General features: G+C 37.1%; 20 protein-coding genes, 1 rRNA gene and 1 other annotated feature. All 21 genes read left to right on the forward strand.

All coding sequences use genetic code 11. The annotated features are described in order from the left end of the window. The first annotated feature begins 9 nt into the window (after positions 1–9). The 21 genes from rrf to rplK all read left to right on the forward strand — a co-directional run bounded on the left by rrf (position 10) and on the right by rplK (position 18,313). Positions 10–125, forward strand: a 5S ribosomal RNA gene (rrf, locus tag ACYFX0_RS29070). A 207-nt stretch (positions 126–332) separates the two neighbouring features. Beyond that, entirely contained in the window at positions 333–794 is a 462-nt protein-coding gene (ctsR, locus tag ACYFX0_RS29075; protein ID WP_001244560.1) for a transcriptional regulator CtsR, read from the forward strand. A gap of 170 nt (positions 795–964) precedes the next feature. Beyond that, positions 965–1,513, forward strand: a complete 549-nt coding sequence (locus ACYFX0_RS29080) for a UvrB/UvrC motif-containing protein (protein WP_000128376.1) — start codon at positions 965–967, stop codon at positions 1,511–1,513. Between the two features lie 4 nt (positions 1,514–1,517). Continuing rightward, positions 1,518–2,591 carry a protein arginine kinase gene (locus tag ACYFX0_RS29085; protein ID WP_460272033.1) on the forward strand — a complete coding sequence of 358 codons (1,074 nt, stop codon included), beginning with the start codon at positions 1,518–1,520 and terminating at the stop codon, positions 2,589–2,591. 12 nt (positions 2,592–2,603) lie between these two features. After that, positions 2,604–5,039, forward strand: a complete 2,436-nt coding sequence (clpC, locus tag ACYFX0_RS29090; protein ID WP_000971172.1) for an ATP-dependent protease ATP-binding subunit ClpC — start codon at positions 2,604–2,606, stop codon at positions 5,037–5,039. 95 nt (positions 5,040–5,134) lie between these two features. Continuing rightward, positions 5,135–6,511 (forward strand): DNA repair protein RadA, encoded by a 1,377-nt coding sequence (gene radA, locus ACYFX0_RS29095; RefSeq protein ID WP_001085199.1) that lies wholly within the window; start codon positions 5,135–5,137, stop codon positions 6,509–6,511. A gap of 3 nt (positions 6,512–6,514) precedes the next feature. Further along, a complete protein-coding gene (gene disA, locus ACYFX0_RS29100) occupies positions 6,515–7,588 on the forward strand; it encodes a DNA integrity scanning diadenylate cyclase DisA (protein WP_000392164.1) in 1,074 nt (357 codons plus the stop codon). A 162-nt stretch (positions 7,589–7,750) separates the two neighbouring features. Then, positions 7,751–8,854, forward strand: a complete 1,104-nt coding sequence (locus tag ACYFX0_RS29105) for a PIN/TRAM domain-containing protein (protein WP_000919681.1) — start codon at positions 7,751–7,753, stop codon at positions 8,852–8,854. 16 nt (positions 8,855–8,870) lie between these two features. Next, on the forward strand, positions 8,871–9,551 hold the full coding sequence (ispD, locus tag ACYFX0_RS29110; protein ID WP_000288312.1) for a 2-C-methyl-D-erythritol 4-phosphate cytidylyltransferase: 681 nt from the start codon (positions 8,871–8,873) through the stop codon (positions 9,549–9,551). Between the two features lie 116 nt (positions 9,552–9,667). Beyond that, positions 9,668–10,144, forward strand: a complete 477-nt coding sequence (gene ispF, locus ACYFX0_RS29115; protein ID WP_000488386.1) for a 2-C-methyl-D-erythritol 2,4-cyclodiphosphate synthase — start codon at positions 9,668–9,670, stop codon at positions 10,142–10,144. Between the two features lie 89 nt (positions 10,145–10,233). Further along, a complete protein-coding gene (gene gltX, locus ACYFX0_RS29120; protein ID WP_000415148.1) occupies positions 10,234–11,691 on the forward strand; it encodes a glutamate--tRNA ligase in 1,458 nt (485 codons plus the stop codon). Positions 11,692–11,738: 47 nt separating this feature from the next. Further along, positions 11,739–11,985 (forward strand) — a binding site (T-box leader). Positions 11,986–12,123: 138 nt separating this feature from the next. Next, positions 12,124–12,789, forward strand: a complete 666-nt coding sequence (gene cysE / locus ACYFX0_RS29125; RefSeq protein WP_000476495.1) for a serine O-acetyltransferase — start codon at positions 12,124–12,126, stop codon at positions 12,787–12,789. Next, the gene (gene cysS, locus ACYFX0_RS29130) at positions 12,770–14,167 is read left to right on the forward strand and encodes a cysteine--tRNA ligase (protein ID WP_000152279.1); all 1,398 of its coding nucleotides are present in this window, start codon (positions 12,770–12,772) and stop codon (positions 14,165–14,167) included. Before cysE ends, cysS begins: the two co-directional genes overlap by 20 nt. A gap of 2 nt (positions 14,168–14,169) precedes the next feature. Then, a complete protein-coding gene (locus tag ACYFX0_RS29135; RefSeq protein WP_000564265.1) occupies positions 14,170–14,577 on the forward strand; it encodes a Mini-ribonuclease 3 in 408 nt (135 codons plus the stop codon). Then, positions 14,574–15,317 (forward strand): 23S rRNA (guanosine(2251)-2'-O)-methyltransferase RlmB, encoded by a 744-nt coding sequence (gene rlmB / locus ACYFX0_RS29140; protein ID WP_000093762.1) that lies wholly within the window; start codon positions 14,574–14,576, stop codon positions 15,315–15,317. The genes ACYFX0_RS29135 and rlmB overlap by 4 nt, the downstream gene beginning before the upstream one ends. A gap of 3 nt (positions 15,318–15,320) precedes the next feature. Then, positions 15,321–15,833, forward strand: a complete 513-nt coding sequence (locus ACYFX0_RS29145; RefSeq protein ID WP_000997887.1) for an NYN domain-containing protein — start codon at positions 15,321–15,323, stop codon at positions 15,831–15,833. Between the two features lie 67 nt (positions 15,834–15,900). Then, the gene (locus ACYFX0_RS29150; RefSeq protein ID WP_000387198.1) at positions 15,901–16,560 is read left to right on the forward strand and encodes an RNA polymerase factor sigma-70; all 660 of its coding nucleotides are present in this window, start codon (positions 15,901–15,903) and stop codon (positions 16,558–16,560) included. A gap of 136 nt (positions 16,561–16,696) precedes the next feature. Continuing rightward, positions 16,697–16,843: a 50S ribosomal protein L33 gene (rpmG, locus tag ACYFX0_RS29155; RefSeq protein ID WP_014481927.1), complete on the forward strand. Its 147-nt coding sequence runs from the start codon at positions 16,697–16,699 to the stop codon at positions 16,841–16,843. Positions 16,844–16,875: 32 nt separating this feature from the next. Further along, positions 16,876–17,055 carry a preprotein translocase subunit SecE gene (gene secE / locus ACYFX0_RS29160; RefSeq protein WP_001241323.1) on the forward strand — a complete coding sequence of 60 codons (180 nt, stop codon included), beginning with the start codon at positions 16,876–16,878 and terminating at the stop codon, positions 17,053–17,055. 131 nt (positions 17,056–17,186) lie between these two features. Further along, a complete protein-coding gene (nusG, locus tag ACYFX0_RS29165; protein ID WP_000415794.1) occupies positions 17,187–17,720 on the forward strand; it encodes a transcription termination/antitermination protein NusG in 534 nt (177 codons plus the stop codon). 167 nt (positions 17,721–17,887) lie between these two features. Next, a complete protein-coding gene (gene rplK / locus ACYFX0_RS29170) occupies positions 17,888–18,313 on the forward strand; it encodes a 50S ribosomal protein L11 (RefSeq protein ID WP_001085872.1) in 426 nt (141 codons plus the stop codon). Positions 18,314–18,382: the final 69 nt, after the last annotated feature.

The following is an 18,382-nucleotide window of genomic DNA, read 5'->3' on the forward strand; positions in this document are numbered from 1 at the left end:
CCTTCATAGTTTGGTGATGATGGCAGAGAGGTCACACCCGTTCCCATACCGAACACGGAAGTTAAGCTCTCTAGCGCCGATGGTAGTTGGGACCTTGTCCCTGTGAGAGTAGGACGTCGCCAAGCAACTAAAACACGAGTCAAATGACTCGTGTTTTTTCGTGTTTTATTTTATAATCCATAGTAATAAAAAATGTGTTTAAAGTATTCATATTTTGTTTAAATACAGGGGAATGTGGCTAGGATAGTGAATAAGCAAAAGAGTTGCAAATTTTATTAATACGTATATAATTAAAGTCAAAGATAGTCAAAGTCAATAAAGGTGGCGGATAAATGAGAAATATATCTGATATCATTGAGCAATATCTAAAGCAAGTTATTGACTTAAGTAATAATAATGTGATTGAAATCAAGAGAAATGAGATTGCGGATCGATTCGAGTGCGTACCATCTCAAATCAATTATGTAATCAATACCCGTTTTACGTTAGAAAGAGGATTTGTAGTAGAAAGTAAACGTGGTGGAGGAGGTTACATTCGCATTATAAAAGTCAAACTGCATGACGATATAGATATTATTGATCAAATGCTTCATATGATTGATCATAGCGTTGCGCAAGGGAATGCAGAAAGTATGATTATACGTTTAATAGAAGAGGGAATTATAACAAATCGTGAAGCGAAACTGATGTTAAGCGTAATAGATCGTTCTGTATTATCAATGGATGTTCCTTCTCGAGATGAACTTAGGGCTCGAATATTATGCGCAATGTTAAGAACACTGAAATATAAATAAATATAACTTTTGTAAAAGATTGATAACTAAGATAAAGCAGTTAAATATTGTAGAAGTTTTGAAAAAGAACATGCACTTTTATTTAAACGGATTCAGGAAAGCGAACAATCTAGTAATGTATGAAAAGTACCATGAGATAGAGCGTTCCTGTTGTAAAGGTGGGGATAGTGATGACTTGTCAAAACTGTAATATAAGACCAGCAACTTTACATTATACAAAAGTAATTAACGAGAAGAAGGCGGAAGTTCATCTTTGTGAGCAATGTGCAGAGCAAAGTGGCTATACGTCTTTCTTTCCATCATCGCAGTCTAACTTTTCATTTCATGATTTATTTGCTGGTTTATTACACGGTGAATCAACAATGTTTGAAGAAGGAAAAAATGGATTTTCAAATGCAGATATAGTAAGATGTCCAGATTGTAAGATGACATATGAACAATTTACAAAAGTCGGACGTTTTGGCTGTTATTCTTGTTACGATACATTTAAGGAGCATTTAAAGCCATTATTAAAACGCCTTCACGGTGGGCATACAGAACATTGTGGGAAAATTCCGGAACGTATAGAAGGAAATATCCACTTAAAGAAAGAATTAGATGAACTAAAACTTATTCTGAAACAATACGTACAGAAAGAGGAATTTGAGAAAGCTGCAGAAGTAAGAGATAAGATCCGAGGTCTTGAAATACAGCTTAGTGAGCATAGAGAGGGGGAATAGTTCTATGTCACTGGACAAAATTATGAACGAAGCAATTAGTCCATGGATGAAGGGGGATGGCCCTGATTCTGATATTGTTTTAAGTAGTCGAATTCGTTTGGCTCGTAACTTTAAACAATATCAATTTTCCACTATGCAAAACGAAGAAGAAGCTAAACAGATTCATGAATTATTCAAAAAGAAATTCATAAATAAAGCAGTAGGGTCTTTTGGGGAGTTTGGACTATTAAAGATGAATGAATTAACCCCTCTTCAAAGGAGAGTTTTAGTCGAAAAGCATTTAATTAGTCCAAATCTTGCAGGGACAGAATATGGAGCATGTCTACTATCAGAAAGTGAACATATTAGTGTTATGCTTAATGAAGAAGACCATATTCGGATTCAGTGCCTATTTTCAGGATTACAGTTATCAGAGGCACTTCAAAGTGCCAATCAAATAGATAATTGGATTGAGAAAGAAGTTGAATACGCTTTTGATGAATCACTTGGATATATTACGAGTTGTCCTACTAATGTTGGCACAGGGTTAAGAGCTTCTGTGATGATACATTTACCGGGACTGGTTTTAACAAAAAGAATTAGCCGTATTATACAAGTAATTCAAAAATTAGGGTTAGTAGTAAGAGGAATATACGGTGAAGGTAGCGAAGCGTTAGGTAATATATTTCAAGTTTCAAATCAAATGACGCTAGGAAAGTCTGAAGAAGATATTATTGCAGATTTAAAGAGTGTCATTCAACAAATTATACAGCAAGAAAAAATGGCTAGAGAATTAATTGTACAAAATTCAAGTATTGAACTTGAAGATAAGGTTTATCGTTCTTACGGCATACTAGCAAACAGTCGTTTAATTCAATCTGCAGAAGCAGCCAATTGCTTATCAGATGTACGACTTGGTATTGATCTAGGATATATAAAAGGTATATCGAGAAATATTTTGACTGAGCTAATGGTTCTTACGCAACCAGGTATTTTACAACAATACGCAGGTGGACCTTTAGGGCCAGAAGAAAGAGATTATCGAAGAGCAACCTTAATCCGTGAGCGATTACGTATTGAAAAAACTAAGCGCAAGTAGGAGGCGATTTCTATGATGTTTGGAAGATTTACAGAAAGAGCACAGAAAGTGTTAGCTTTATCTCAAGAGGAAGCAATTCGTATTGGGCATAATAATATTGGAACAGAACATATTTTACTTGGGCTTGTACGCGAAGGTGAAGGAATTGCAGCAAAAGCATTAATTGCTCTTGGATTAAGTCCAGAGAAAGTTCAAAAAGAAGTAGAAGCGTTAATTGGGCGAGGAACAGAAGCTTCTCAAACTGTACATTATACACCTCGTGCTAAAAAGGTTATTGAATTATCTATGGATGAAGCGCGTAAGCTAGGCCATTCTTACGTTGGAACAGAACACATTTTACTCGGTTTAATCCGTGAAGGTGAAGGTGTAGCCGCACGTGTTTTAAATAATTTAGGTGTAAGTCTAAATAAAGCAAGACAACAAGTGTTACAACTTCTTGGAAGTAATGAAGCTAGTTCAGGTCATCAAGGTGGTTCAGCAACAAATGCAAATACACCGACACTGGACAGTTTAGCAAGGGACTTAACAGTTGTTGCACGTGAAAATCGCTTAGACCCTGTTATTGGACGCGGTAAAGAAATTCAACGTGTAATTGAGGTATTAAGCCGTAGAACGAAAAATAACCCAGTATTAATTGGTGAGCCTGGTGTAGGTAAAACGGCAATTGCAGAAGGATTAGCACAGCAAATTGTAAATAATGAAGTTCCTGAAACTTTAAGAGATAAGCGTGTTATGACACTAGATATGGGTACAGTGGTAGCTGGAACAAAATATCGCGGTGAATTTGAAGATCGTTTAAAGAAAGTGATGGATGAAATTCGCCAAGCAGGCAATATTATTCTATTTATTGATGAGCTTCATACATTAATTGGTGCAGGTGGAGCAGAAGGTGCAATCGATGCATCGAATATTTTAAAACCATCTTTAGCACGAGGAGAGCTACAATGTATTGGGGCAACAACTTTAGATGAGTATCGTAAATATATTGAAAAAGACGCGGCTTTAGAAAGACGTTTTCAACCAATTCATGTTGATGAGCCAAGTTTAGAAGAATCGATTCAAATCTTGAAAGGTTTACGTGATCGTTATGAGGCGCATCACCGTGTATCTATTACAGATGACGCTATTGATGCAGCTGTAAAACTTTCAGATCGTTATATTACAGATCGCTTTTTACCGGATAAAGCAATTGATTTAATTGATGAAGCTGCTTCAAAAGTTCGCTTACGTTCTTATACAACACCACCAAACTTAAAAGAGCTTGAAGTGAAGCTTGAGGAGATTCGAAAAGAAAAAGATGCAGCTGTACAAAGTCAAGAATTTGAAAAGGCTGCATCCTTACGTGATATGGAGCAACGCTTACGTGAGAAGTTAGAAGATACAAAACGTCAATGGAAAGAGCAACAAGGAAAAGAAAATTCAGAGGTTACGGTAGAAGATATTGCAAATGTCGTTTCTACATGGACGCGTATCCCAGTTTCTAAACTTGCACAAACAGAGACTGATAAATTATTAAATTTAGAATCCATTCTTCATGATCGTTTGATTGGTCAAGATGAAGCAGTAGTAGCAGTAGCAAAAGCTGTTCGTCGTGCAAGAGCAGGATTAAAAGATCCGAAGCGCCCGATTGGTTCATTTATTTTCTTAGGACCAACAGGTGTAGGTAAAACAGAACTTGCAAGAGCACTAGCAGAATCTATGTTCGGTGATGAAGATGCAATGATTCGCATCGATATGTCAGAGTATATGGAGAAGCATTCTACTTCCCGTTTAGTTGGTTCTCCTCCAGGATATGTTGGATATGAAGAAGGTGGACAATTAACAGAGAAAGTTCGTCGCAAGCCATATTCAGTTGTATTATTAGATGAGGTAGAGAAAGCTCATCCGGATGTATTTAATATTCTACTACAAGTATTAGAAGATGGTCGTTTAACAGATTCTAAAGGACGTACAGTTGATTTCCGTAATACAATTGTTATTATGACGTCTAACGTTGGTGCCGAGGCGTTAAAACGTAACAAACATCTTGGATTTAATGTCCAAGATGAAAGCCGTGATTATTCGGATATGAAAGGTAAAGTAATGGATGAGTTGAAAAAGGCATTTCGTCCAGAATTCTTAAACCGTATTGATGAAATTATCGTATTCCATATGCTTGAGAAAAAACATATTCAAGAGATTGTAACTCTTATGGTAAATCAGTTAGTAAATCGCTTAAAAGAACAAGAAATCGAATTGCACTTAACGGAAGAGGCAATTTCAGCTATTGCTGATAAAGGATTTGATCGTGAGTACGGTGCTCGTCCACTTCGTAGAGCAATTCAGAAACATGTAGAAGATAGACTATCAGAAGAACTTTTAAAAGGTGCTATTGAGAAAGGACAAAAAGTTATCTTTGATGTAGAAGGAGAATCATTTGTCATTCATAGTGCGGAAAAGGTAAAATAAGTATAGACAAACAAAGAGGGCTACGCGATAGCCCTCTTTCTTGTACGAGAAGGATAAACGTTTATAGACGAAAGTGAAGTGAACTATAAAAAGATATGGCTAAAAAGAAAACGAAATTTATATGTCAAGAATGTGGTTATCAGTCACCAAAATATATGGGTAAATGTCCTGGATGTGGTCAATGGAATACACTTGTTGAAGAAATGGAGCCAGTTGTATCATCCAGGCGCCTTAATTACGCGAATGCAATTCAAACGGAAGTAACAAAACCAAGACGTCTTACCGAAGTAGAAACAAAGTCTGAGGCACGTATTGAAACGGAATTTCAAGAGTTTAATCGTGTGCTTGGTGGCGGAATTGTAGATGGGTCCTTAGTGCTTATTGGTGGAGACCCTGGGATTGGGAAATCAACATTACTATTACAAATTTCATCGCAATTAGCAGATTCTTCATATGATGTATTATACATATCAGGTGAGGAGTCGGCAAAGCAGATTAAACTTCGTGCAGATCGTTTGCATGTAAAGGGTAGCAATCTATTTGTTGTAGCAGAGACAGACCTGCAGCGTATTGCAGCACATATTGAAGAGATGAATCCAGCTTTTGTTGTTATTGATTCTATTCAAACAATACATTTACCTGAGGTGACGTCAGCACCAGGAAGTGTGGCACAAGTACGTGAATGTACAGCGGAATTAATGAAACTTGCAAAAACAAAAGGAATCCCTATTTTCATCGTCGGGCATGTGACAAAAGAAGGAGCGATTGCCGGACCTCGTATGTTAGAACATATGGTCGATGCAGTTCTTTACTTTGAAGGAGATCGACACCATACGTATCGTATTTTACGAGCTGTGAAGAACCGTTTTGGTTCCACGAATGAAATGGGTATCTTTGAAATGAAAGAGCTTGGTCTTGCGGAAGTTTTAAATCCTTCCGAAATCTTCCTTGAGGAAAGGCCGGTTGGTGTTGCAGGATCAACAGTAGTTGCTTCAATGGAAGGAACAAGACCGGTTTTAGTAGAAATACAAGCATTAATCTCCCCTACTAGTTTTGGAAATCCTCGAAGAATGGCGACGGGAATTGATCATAACCGTGTTTCGCTTATTATGGCAGTATTAGAAAAAAGAACAGGTTTACTATTGCAAAATCAAGATGCATATTTAAAAGTAGCTGGTGGTTTGAAATTAGACGAACCGGCAATTGATTTAGCAGTGGCTTTAAGTATAGCCTCAAGTTTTAGGGATAAATCTACGGCACCAACTGATGCAGTAATAGGAGAAGTAGGATTAACTGGAGAAATAAGAAGAGTATCAAGAATCGAACAACGTGTACAAGAAGCGGCTAAATTAGGATTTCAACGTGTTATTATTCCTAGAAAAAACTTAGGAGGATGGACAATTCCGGATGGGATTGAGGTTGTAGGTGTTTCTAATTTAGGAGAAGCGCTTCGTTTGACATTAGGAGGCTAGGCTATGGAAGAAAATAAGCAACGTGTCAAAAGTATGATTAATATTTTACAGCTCGTGGCCCCAGGAACACCACTGCGTGAAGGGATAGATAATGTACTTCGCGCACAAACAGGGGGGCTAATTGTTCTTGGATATAATGAGCAGATTAAAAGTATTGTGGATGGTGGTTTTCACATTAATTGTGCATTCTCTCCTGCTAGTTTATATGAATTAGCAAAAATGGACGGGGCACTTATTTTAAATGAAACGGGAAGTAAAATTTTAATAGCGAATGCACAGTTAGTTCCAGAGGCATCTATTGATTCTATTGAAACAGGTATGCGTCATCGAACAGCAGAACGTGTAGCGAAGCAGACGGGCAGCCTTGTTGTGGCCATTTCACAAAGACGTAACGTAATTACGCTATATCAAGGGAACTTACGTTATACACTAAAAGATATAGGGGTTATTTTAACAAAAGCAAATCAAGCTATTCAAACGTTAGAAAAATATAAGGCTGTATGGAATGATGGTATTACGAATTTGGGCATTCTAGAATTTGAAGAGGTCGTTACAATGTCTGAGGTAGTTCACGTTTTACATAGTGTTGAAATGGTACTGCGTATTAAAAATGAAATATTGAGCTATATTCATGAGCTAGGAACAGAAGGTAGGTTAATTCGTTTACAGCTTACAGAATTGCTAGCTGATTTAGAAGCAGAGGCAGCATTGTTAATTAAAGATTATCACCAGGAGAAAACACAAGACCATCATCAAATTTTGAAAAAGTTACAGGACCTTGCAAATACACAACTTTTAGAGGATAGTGATTTAGTTAAATTACTTGGCTATCCAGGGCAAACCAGTTTAGAAGAAAGTGTGACGCCAAGGGGATATCGAATTACAAGCAAAATCTCTCGTGTTCCGCCACTTATCATTGAAAATTTAATTAATCGATTCAAAACGTTGCAAGGAGTTTGTCGCGCGACTATTCATGAATTGGATGATGTGGAAGGAATTGGGGAAGTAAGGGCGAAGAAAATACGAGAAGGCCTAAAAAGAATTCAAGAGCATCTCTATATGAGTAGACACAATTAAGAATATTACATTGATTCCATAATATAACGACACTAGAACATTTTTGGTATATGATATGATATATTGGTAAATAAAACTATTTATAAAAAAAAACACGTCCGCTTTTGCATTCGGCGTTTTGATTAGCGAAACAATGGTTAATAATGAGTAGGAGGTGGTTGGATGTTAAAACGGATCGTACAGCTCTTCTTTCTAGTAATCGGGGGAGCGTTAGGGATTTACTTAATCCCAAAAGTTATTAATGTATTAGACATCGGTGCTGTTCCTTTATTGGAAGGATCTTATGTTCGTGCGATTATTGGTGCAATTATTTTATTTTTAACAACATTTTGGCTTGTAGATTATATTGTTCAACTTATTAAGCATATTGAAGAGGCTCTTGTAAAGGCGCCTGTAGCAGATGTTTTATTTGGTACATTAGGATTGATCTCTGGTCTTATTGTTGCATATTTAATTTTAATACCGATTCGTGAATTTACAATTCCGGTTATTAGTACGGTGTTGCAAGTGTTCTTCACTCTTTTACTTGGATATTTAGGATTCCAAGTAGGATTTAAAAAGAGGAATGAATTGCTAGGATTATTTACATTACCCCAACGCGGAGGTAAGAAGAAAAATAATAGCGAGAACGAAGAGGTAGAAGCAGAAAAATCTACGACTCATTGGAAAATTCTCGATACGAGTGTAATTATCGATGGACGTATTGCTGATATTTGCCAAACGAAGTTTTTGGAAGGAACAATTGTGATTCCACAATTCGTATTAGAAGAGCTTCAGCATATTGCCGATTCTTCCGATGCTTTAAAGCGTAATCGTGGTCGCAGAGGACTAGACATTTTAAATCGTATTCAAAAAGAGATGCCGATTCCGGTAGAAATTTATGAAGGCGATTTCGAGGATATCCAAGAGGTGGATAGCAAACTTGTAAAGTTAGCAAAAATCACCGGTGGAACTGTAGTAACGAATGATTTCAACTTAAATAAAGTTTCTGAATTACAAGGAGTAACGGTGTTAAACATTAATGATTTAGCTAATGCAATTAAACCAGTTGTACTCCCTGGCGAAGAATTAAATGTTTATGTTGTGAAAGATGGTAAAGAGCAAAACCAAGGTGTTGCGTACTTAGATGATGGTACGATGATTGTAGTAGAAGATGGTAGAGAGTATGTAGGTTCGCAACTTAATGTACTGGTTACTAGCGTATTACAAACATCGGCTGGTCGTATGATTTTCGCAAAACGTAAATTATTAGAAAAAGCATTATAGGTAGAGGATTATTAATATGTATACATTAATTATTCCGGCAGCCGGCCAAGGAAAGCGGATGGGTGCTGGCAAAAATAAGTTGTTCTTACTTATAAACGAAGTACCGATTATCGTTCATACATTACGTGCTTTTGAAAGAGATAAAGAGTGCAAAAGTATTGTTATGGCAATTAACGAAGAGGAACGCCCGTATTTTGAGGAATTAATGCAGAAGTATCCGATTGAAAAACAGGTACAATTTATTCAGGGTGGAGCCGAAAGACAAGATAGTGTATATAACGCGATTCAGCATGCGAGTGATGTTGAATACGTTCTTGTACATGACGGAGCGCGCCCATTCGTAACGAATAAAGTGATTCAAGACGTATTAACAGCAGCAGAAAAATATGGAGCTTCCATTTGTGCAGTGCCAGTAAAGGATACAGTTAAGAAAGTAGAGCAAGGTGTTGTTGTCGAAACGGTAGAACGATCTCAGCTTAAGGCTGTACAAACACCGCAAGGGTTCTCTGTTTCTCTTTTGTTAGAAGCTCATAGAAGTGCAAAACAGAGTTGTTTTCTTGGTACAGATGATGCAAGTCTCGTGGAACGTATTGGTAAGCAAGTAGGTGTAGTAGAGGGGAGTTACTATAATATTAAAGTGACGACTCCAGAGGATTTGCTAATTGCTGAAAGTTTCCTTCATGTTCAGAAAAAATAGCCGTGATGGTGTATAACAAAGGAAAGCTCGGCAATGGCCGGGCTTTTCTTTGTAGGGATATCAATATAATATAGAGTCATAAAGCTCAGTGGTTTAGCTCAAGGAGGATGTAAAGAATGTTTCGAATTGGACAAGGTTTTGATGTGCATGAATTTGCGGAAGGTAGACCGTTAATTATTGGCGGAATTACAATTCCACACGAGAAAGGATTAATCGGTCATTCAGATGCAGATGTATTGTTACATACGATTGCTGATGCATGTTTAGGTGCCATTGCAGCAGGAGATATTGGAAAGCATTTTCCTGATACAGACCCAGCTTTTAAAGATGCAGATTCAGCTGTATTGTTACAAAAAGTTTGGGAATTTGTGCGTGAACAAGGTTACGAGTTAGGGAACTTAGATTGTACAATTATTGCTCAAAAGCCAAAAATGGCACCGCATATTGAAAGTATGCGTAAACGTATTAGTGAACTGTTAGAAACGTCTATAGATAACATTAATGTAAAGGCAACAACAACAGAGAAATTAGGATTTACAGGTAGAGAAGAAGGAATTGCTTCTCAAGCAGTGGTATTATTACAGAAAAAATAATGGTTTTTAATTCGTAAGATGGATAATCACATTTTTTTGTTGTACAATTATAGAATGTGTAGACATTAAGAATGGAAGGTGTACCAATTATGGAAAAGCAAGTGAGAGTGCGCTATGCGCCAAGTCCAACAGGACACTTACATATCGGAAATGCGCGTACGGCATTATTTAATTATTTATTTGCTCGTCATTTAGATGGCAAGTTTATTATTCGTATTGAAGATACTGATGTAAAACGTAACGTGGCTGGTGGAGAAGAAAGCCAATTAAAATACTTGAAATGGCTCGGTATGGACTGGGATGAAGGTGTTGATGTTGGTGGTGAATTTGGACCATATCGTCAAACAGAGCGTTTAGATATTTATAAAAAATTATATCTAGATTTATTAGAGCGTGGTTTAGCTTACAAATGTTATATGACAGAAGAAGAGCTAGAAGCAGAGCGTGAAGGACAAATTTCTCGTGGTGAAACACCTCGTTATGCAGGTAACCACCGTGATTTAACTGAAGAACAAATGAAAGAATTTGAAGCTGAGGGACGTATTCCAAGTATTCGTTTCCGTGTACCAGCTGATCGTGATTACACATTTAAAGATATCGTAAAAGATGAAGTAGCATTCCATTCAAATGATTTCGGTGATTTCGTTATCGTGAAAAAAGATGGAATTCCAACTTATAACTTTGCGGTAGCAGTAGATGATCACTTAATGGAAATTACACATGTACTTCGTGGTGATGACCATATTTCAAATACGCCAAAACAAATGATGATTTATGAAGCTTTCGGTTGGGATATCCCGCAATTTGGCCATATGACTTTAATTGTAAATGAAAGCCGTAAAAAATTAAGTAAGCGTGATGAATCTATTATTCAATTTATTGAGCAATATAAAGAGCTTGGATATCTTCCAGAAGCAATCTTTAACTTTATTGCACTACTAGGTTGGTCGCCGGTAGGAGAAGAAGAAATCTTCTCTAAAGAAGAGTTTATCAAAATGTTCGATGCAGCTCGTTTATCAAAATCACCTGCATTATTTGATTCTCAAAAATTAAAATGGATGAACAACCAATATATGAAAAAGCAAGATTTAGATACGGTGGTAGAATTAAGCTTACCGCATCTAGTGAAAGCTGGACGTATAGGTGAAACTTTAAGTGAACAAGAGCAAGCTTGGATTCGTGATGTAATTGCGTTATATCATGAACAAATGAGTTTTGGAGCTGAAATTGTAGAGCTTTCTGAAATGTTCTTCAAAGATCATGTTGATCATGAAGAAGAAGGACAAGAAGTATTAAAAGGTGAACAAGTACCAGAAGTACTTCGTGCATTTGCTGGTCAAGTAGAAGCACTAGAGGCGATGGAACCAGCAGCAATTAAGGCGGCTATTAAAGCAGTTCAAAAGGAAACAGGTCATAAAGGTAAAAACTTATTTATGCCAATCCGTGTTGCAACTACTGGTCAAACACATGGCCCAGAGCTTCCTAATGCTATTGCACTTCTTGGAAAAGAAAAAGTTTTAAATCGTCTTCAAAAAGTAATTGGTTAACATTTTCTAGGTTTAGAAATATAATAAGTATACTTAAAACCTAATAAGGAAAAGCGACGAGAAGGAGAAGTAGAAAATCAGGCTTTTTACAGAGAGAACCACCTTTAGGCTGGAAGTGGTTTATAAGCGGGTTTTTGAAATGCCCCTTCGAGTCTTCTGCTGAACAGCAAAATGTTTTGTGAAACATCTTAAGGCGTTAAAGTAAGCAGAAGCGGTGTACACCGTTATCAGAGATGAGTTTGAGGCTTTTTTAGCCTAAACAGAGTGGAACCGCGCTTAAAAGGCGTCTCTGTCAATATGACAGAGGCGTCTTTTTTTATACCGTAAAACTGGGTATGAGTATAAATTTTATCTACGTGTATAAAGATTTAGGGAGATAAGTAGGGAGTTAGTTCACTCGAAAAAGCAGCCCATAAAGGGGAGGGAACATCGATGTTTAAGAGGCTTCGGGAAGATATTGAAGTCGTTTTTGAACAGGATCCAGCGGCAAGAGGTTATTTCGAAGTCATTTTAACTTACTCTGGATTACATGCAGTTTGGGCTCATCGAATTGCACATGCTTTTTATAAAAGGGATTTTTTCTTTCTTGCACGTTTTGTTTCACAAGTTAGTCGTTTTTTTACTGGCATTGAGATTCATCCAGGAGCAACTATTGGTCGACGCTTTTTCATAGACCATGGAATGGGAGTTGTAATTGGAGAAACTTGTGAAATTGGTGATAATGTAACAATTTATCAAGGGGTTACATTAGGTGGTACAGGAAAAGAAAAAGGCAAGAGGCATCCAACAATTCAGGATAATGTATTAATTGCGACGGGTGCTAAAGTCCTTGGTTCTATTACTGTGGGAGAGAATTCTAAAATCGGGGCAGGGTCTGTCGTATTAAAAGAAGTTCCTGCACATTCTACAGTTGTAGGTATACCTGGCCGAGTCGTTATTCAAAATGGAGTAAAGATTGGTCAAGAATTAAATCACTCTGACCTTCCGGATCCAATTTTTGATAAATTAAAGGCTATGGAAGTAGAACTTGATAAATTGAAGAAACAACTGGAAGTAAAGGTAGAAAGGAAGGATAAAAATGACTATTCACATTTATAATACGTTAACACGTCAAAAAGAAGAGTTTGTTCCATTAGAAGAAAATAAGGTAAAGATGTATGTATGCGGACCTACAGTCTATAACTACATTCATATTGGCAATGCAAGACCTCCTATGGTATTCGATACAGTACGTCGCTATCTAGAATATAAAGGGTACGATGTGCAATACGTATCGAACTTTACGGACGTAGATGATAAATTAATTAAAGCGGCAAATGAATTAGGTGAAGATGTACCGACAATTGCTGATCGTTTTGTTGAAGCGTACTTTGAAGATGTAACAGCGCTAGGTTGCAAACACGCAACAGTCCATCCTCGTGTAACAGAAAATATGGATATCATTATTGAATTTATTCAAGAACTTGTGAATAAAGGGTATGCATACGAATCAGAGGGAGATGTGTACTTTAAAACGAAGGAATTCGAAGGTTACGGTAAATTATCACATCAACCAATCGCAGATTTACGTCACGGTGCTCGTATTGAGGTAGGGGAAAAGAAACAAGACCCTCTTGATTTTGCTTTATGGAAAGCTGCGAAAGAAGGAGAAATCTTCTGGGAAAGCCCTTGGGGGCAAGGGCGTCCAGGGTGGCATATTGAATGCTCAGCAATGGCACGTAAGTACTTAGGGGATACAATTGACATTCATGCTGGTGGTCAAGACTTGGCGTTCCCGCATCATGAAAATGAAATTGCGCAGTCGGAAGCATTGACTGGAAAAACGTTTGCACGTTACTGGATGCATAATGGATATATTAATATTAACAATGAGAAGATGTCTAAATCGCTTGGTAACTTTATTTTAGTTCACGATATTATTAAGCAATACGACCCACAGTTAATTAGATTCTTTATGTTATCAGTACACTATCGTCATCCGATTAACTTTAGTGAAGAGTTATTACAAAGTACGAATAATGGGCTGGAAAGAATTAAAACAGCTTATGGAAACTTAAAGCATCGTATGGAAAGCAGTACGGATTTAACAGACCATAATGAGAAATGGTTAGTTGAAATAGAGAAATTCCAGACTGCATTTGAAGAGGCAATGAATGATGACTTTAACACTGCGAATGCAATTACCGAATTATACAATGTAGCCAATCATGCAAATCAATATTTACTTGAAGAGCATACATCTAAAGTTGTGATCGAAGCATACGTAAAACAATTGGAAACGTTATTTGATATTTTAGGATTAGAATTAACGCAAGAAGAATTGCTGGATGAAGAAATTGAAGAACTTATCCAAAAGCGCATTGAGGCTCGTAAAAATCGCGATTTCGCATTGTCTGATCAAATTCGTGACGATTTAAAAGGACGTAATATTATTTTAGAAGATACCGCTCAAGGTACAAGATGGAAAAGAGGATAAGGATGATTGATGCAAAGCAATTAAACAGCTTGGCGTTAGCGTATATGGGTGATGCGGTATATGAACAATATATCCGCTATCACCTCCTTCAAAAAGGAAAGGTTCGCCCTAATCAATTACATCGCTTAGGGACGAGCTTTGTTTCAGCAAAAGCACAGGCGAAAGTTGTTTATCATTTATTAGAGACGTCGTTTTTGACAGAGGAAGAAGAGGCGGTATTAAGAAGAGGACGTAATGCAAATTCAGGTACGGTTCCGAAAAATACGGATGTACAAACATATCGACATAGTACAGCCTTTGAAGCGCTAATTGGTTATCATCATTTATTAAATAACCGTGAAAGATTAGACGAAATTGTATATAAGGCAATTGCAGTTTTAGAAGAAAAGGAAGGGGGCACATCATCATGAGTAGTGAATATATTATCGGACGTAACCCTGTAATTGAAGCGTTACGATCAGGGAGAGATATTAATAAAATTTGGATCGCAGAAGGTGCTGCCAAAGGACAAGTGCAGATTGTACTAGCGTTAGCGAAAGAAAATAAGGTTATTTTACAACATGCACCAAAGAAAAAGTTAGATCAATTAGTTGAGGGTAATCATCAAGGTGTAATCGCTCAAGTAGCTGCATATCAGTATGCGGAGTTAGAAGATTTATTCAAAGTGGCAGAAAAACGTAATGAAGATCCATTCTTCTTAATTTTAGATGAGATTGAAGATCCGCATAACTTAGGTTCTATTATGCGTACTGCTGATGCGACAGGAGCTCATGGGATTATTATTCCAAAGAGAAGGGCTGTGGGGCTTACAGCGTCAGTTGCGAAAGCATCAACAGGAGCAATTGAATACATTCCTGTTGCACGCGTAACGAACTTATCCCGTACAATTGATGAATTAAAAGAACGTGGACTTTGGATTGCTGGTACAGATGCCAAAGGAAAAACGGATTATCGTAATTTAGATGGTAAAATGCCGATTGGGTTAGTAATTGGTAGTGAAGGAAAAGGTATGAGCCGTATTATTGGTGAAAAGTGTGATTTCCTAATCACTCTACCGATGGTTGGTAAAGTTACATCCTTAAATGCTTCCGTAGCCGCAAGTTTGTTAATGTATGAGGTATATCGTAAACGTCACGAAATTGGTAAATAAAAGATGAACGATATTTTAATCGTTGACGGTTACAACATTATCGGAGCTTGGGGAGATTTGAAGAAACTGCGGGATGTAGATTTACAATCATCAAGAGATGCACTTATTGATAAGATGGCGGATTATCAAGGTTATACAGGCACAAAAGTGATGATAGTCTTTGATGCCTATACAGTACATGGTATTGAAAAAAAGATGAAACAATCTCGTGTGGAAGTAATATTCACACGAAAGAATCAAACTGCAGATGAAAAGATAGAGCAACTTGCGATAGAGCTTAGAAATATAAATACACGAATATATGTTGCGACTTCTGATTACACGGAACAATGGGTTATATTTGCGCAAGGTGCCCTTCGGAAATCTGCGCGTGAATTAGAGTTGGAAGTACAGGCAATGGAGCAACAAGTAAGAAGGCGTACAAAAGACACGAAAGAACAGCAACCCGCCATGCGAAAGATATTTAGTAAAGATATTACAGAAAAATTAGAAAAATTAAGAAGAGGAGAGCGTTGAAGCATTGACGCTCTTTGTCTTTTTACTGTATAATATTGCTAAATAAATAGCGGTCGGAGGGATCAAGGTGGAAGCAGGCTTCGTAAGTGTAGGCGACGTTACATTTCGTGATTTAGAGGATGAGGCAATCGTTGAGTTAGTTCGAAAAGGTAATACTGACGCTCTAGAATATTTAATTCACAAGTATAAGAACTTTGTTCGCGCGAAATCAAGATCTTACTTTTTAGTGGGTGCCGATCGAGAAGACATTGTTCAAGAAGGTATGATAGGGTTGTTTAAAGCAATTCGTGATTATAAAGAGGACAAGCTGTCTTCATTCAAAGCATTTGCTGAACTGTGTATCACTCGACAAATTATTACCGCTATTAAAACGGCAACAAGACAAAAACATATTCCCTTAAATTCATATGTGTCTTTAGATAAGCCGATTTACGATGAGGAATCTGATCGAACATTATTGGATGTTATTTCTGAAGCGAAGGTAACTGATCCTGAAGAGATGATTATTAGCCAAGAAGAATATACAGACATAGAATCAAAAATATCAGAATTATTAAGCGATTTAGAAAGAAAAGTACTTTCTTTATATCTAGATGGGCGTTCTTATCAAGAGATTTCAGAACAGTTAAACAGACATGTAAAATCTATTGATAACGCTTTACAGCGGGTGAAGAGGAAATTGGAACGATATATGGAAATGCGAGAAAGTACAACTTTAAATTCATAACAAATAACAAGTGCAACAGGTGTAAAATAAATCACCTGTTTTCTTTTGTAGAGCGTACAAAATGCATGTCATTGACATTGTCTTTTATTGTATGATACATTTTTAGGGACATAATGTTACAAGGTTGGTGTAACTAATGAGGAAAAAAGTTGTACTCTCATGTGAAGAGTGTAAAAATCGAAACTACTCTACTATGAAAGATACGAGCTCAATAGAGCGACTTGAAATAAAAAAGTTTTGTAAAACATGCAATCAGCATACAGTTCACAAGGAAACAAAATAAATAATTGAAATAATACACTGGAGGTCCCGCAGATGCGTTTAACGAACTTTTTCGGCGATGTAGGTCGCGAAATGAAAAAAGTAAGTTGGCCTAAAAAAGATGAATTACTCCGCTCAACAGCGACTGTTGTTGCTACAGTTGTGTTCTTTGCGATTTTCTTCGCAGTAGTTGATATGGGCATTTCTTCTTTAATTCGGTTAATTCTTGGTTAATTCTTGAATAAGAAGCACTTATCCATGATATAATGTTATTTATAAGAACTGTGTAAAAGCCCGGTGAACGGGTTTTTTCATTTGCGCAAAAAAATGTACGTCAGGGAGGGAAGGACGCTCGTCCTAAATGAATGGAAAAAAGTTGGTATGTTGTCCATACTTATTCTGGATATGAAAATAAAGTAAAAGCAAACCTAGAGAAGCGTGTAGAATCAATGGGTATGCAAGATAAAATTTTCCGTGTTGTTGTCCCGGAAGAAGTAGAAGTAGAAATGAAAAACGGAAAAGAAAAATTAATGAAAAGAAAAGTGTTCCCAGGTTATGTATTAGTAGAATTAATCATGACTGATGATTCTTGGTATGTTGTACGTAACACGCCGGGTGTAACTGGGTTCGTTGGTTCTTCTGGTTCTGGATCTAAGCCATCGCCTCTATTAGAAGAGGAAGTTGTTACCATTATGAAACATATGGGAATGGACAACGAAGTGGTTGATTTCGACTTTGAACTTCATGAGACAGTACGTGTAAATGAGGGGCCATTCGCAGATTATACAGGTGCTATTGAAGAAATTGATGTGGAGAAGAAAAAGGTTAGTGTACTTGTGGACATGTTTGGTCGCGAGACTCCAGTTGAACTTGACTTCCATCAAATTGAAAAATTATAAAATGAAACTTGAAATGAATTGTAAAAAGTGATAATATCTTTTAAGTCAGTACGTCTTCATTATCGGAGGCGTTTTTTGAAAGATTTTATCCTTACAGATAAAATATGACGTGGGAGGGCAAATCACTGTCCAATTGACCACATCACGGACTTAAGGAGGTGTGTCTCGTGGCTAAAAAGGTAATTAAAATGGTAAAGCTTCAAATTCCTGCAGGTAAAGCTAACCCAGCTCCACCAGTTGGTCCAGCATTAGGACAAGCAGGTGTTAACATCATGGGCTTCTGTAAAGAGTTTAACGCTCGTACAGCAGATCAAGCTGGTCTTATCATCCCTGTTGAAATTACGGTATTTGAGGACCGTTCATTCACTTTCATTACTAAAACTCCTCCTGCTGCTGTTCTTCTTAAGAAAGTAGCTGGTATTGAGTCTGGTTCTGGTGAACCAAATCGTAATAAAGTGGCAACTGTTAAGCGTGATAAAGTACGCGAAATCGCTGAAACTAAAATGCCTGACCTAAACGCTGCTAGCGTAGAAGCTGCAATGCGTATGGTTGAAGGTACTGCACGCAGTATGGGCATCGTTATCGAAGACTAATTCGATTTGTTTTTAAAAAAAGGTTGCGGGTCTGGAATTCCAATTCGCAACCTTTATTATCGTAAATGA

Source organism: Bacillus sp. NEAU-Y102, assembly GCF_054788175.1.